General features: G+C 40.3%; 1 protein-coding gene. It reads right to left on the reverse strand.

Annotation, left to right across the window (positions count from 1 at the left end):
* Positions 1-689: 689 nt before the first annotated feature.
* The gene (locus B7C60_RS00470) at positions 690-980 is read right to left on the reverse strand and encodes a YkgJ family cysteine cluster protein (protein ID WP_099609978.1); all 291 of its coding nucleotides are present in this window, start codon (positions 978-980) and stop codon (positions 690-692) included.
* Between the last annotated feature and the right edge of the window lie 562 nt (positions 981-1542).

Below are 1542 nucleotides of genomic sequence, written 5' to 3' on the forward strand. Positions count from 1 at the left end.
ATCAGAAGCCAAGCTAGATACAGAAATCATCGCCAATATTATAAGTAATTTATTCAAATGTGCCTCCTAGCACCTAACGCCCGGTTAAGGGGCAGCCAACGCCACTGACAACTTAACGCATAACACCGTAACCACAAAAACCAACGCATAGTGAAAATGCCACGCGTTGGCTGTCCCTCTTGAACCGTTTGTTAGGCCAACCGATTGACAATGATACTTTCAAAACCAAAGAACGTGCTTTTTTGTAAATTTGAAGCAAATTAAGCCATTCATTTATAAACCAAAATGCTAAATCAGCAAAGAAACAAAAAAACTCAAATTGAGCGGTTTGGAAGAAAAGTGACGAGCGTAGCATGCTCGGCGGACGTTTGGATGCTGAAGGTTATTTTGCCGCTGAATTCACAACGAAAAGCAACCCAACGCGATCAAGAAACAACAAATATGTGATGATTATTTATTGCTTAACTTAAGCCAAAAAACATGGAATTTACCGCTCAATTCCAACTCGATTTAGCTGATAAAAACTCACTTTGCCTAACGCCCGGTTAAGGGGCAGCCAACGCCACAACCAAGCTTCCGCATAACACCGTAACCACAAAAACCAACGCATAATAAAAATGCCACGCGTTGGCTGTCCCTCTTGAACCGTTTGTTATGGCTAACAACTCACTGATTTATTGGGTAATACTTTAAGAAAGCTCTATACGTTCATCTCGACATTCGTGAGAACCTATTTCGAATTCTCGACAAATCCAAGGGCGATTTTCGTAAATTGTGCACATGAACGTTTCACGATCTAGAGCTGAACACCAACCATCTGACAAACGCAACATCGTTTCTCCACCCCATTCATCGAATGCAATATGCTGCTCTGGTACACCTGTATCGGTAATGATCATAACCTCCAAACGGCAACAACAAGCATGGAAGTTTGAGCACGATATTTCCGGATTTGATACATTTTTAATTGGGATTGTCATCGAGTTCTTCAGCAAGTTTAATCGCAGAATAGTACTCCAATTTAAACCGATTTACCGACATTAATGATGAACTCAACTTGATAGCCATAACGCCGCATTAAGGGGCAGGCAACGCAAGCCACTACGCTTAAATTAACCAACCGTAACCTCAAATGCCAACCAAACCAAAACTGCCAAGCGTTGACTGTCCCACTTGAATGCTTTGTTATGTAACTTTACTAACTATTTCAAAGCATTACAAAGAACAACATTGACAAATATCGTTTAACTTACATGAAAAGTTAGCAGTAACCCAGTAGAATTTGCGTGACAACGACGAAACTGCGAGCTCTAGTTCAAAGAAAAAATGACTGCCACCAAACTTATCGCAAACCAGCTGAATCATTAACAACAAACTGAAGATTCGAAGAATAAAGAAGCCGAAAGCTAAATCAACATGCACGAAACGAACTCAGAGAAAGTCGAAATTGAAATTAGACCGATCATAAAAAACATCTACTTTTCAATGCATTGTGGTCTTTTTTCTTTACGGTTACATAACGCCGCATTAAGGGGCAGGCAA

The sequence above is a fragment of the Vibrio fujianensis genome (genome assembly GCF_002749895.1).
GTDB lineage: Bacteria > Pseudomonadota > Gammaproteobacteria > Enterobacterales > Vibrionaceae > Vibrio > Vibrio fujianensis.

What these genes read in the sequence shown, in the direction of transcription:
- B7C60_RS00470 (WP_099609978.1), bottom strand. Translation starts at nt 980, where the DNA reads ATGACAATCCCAATTAAAAATGTATCAAATCCGGAAATATCGTGCTCA.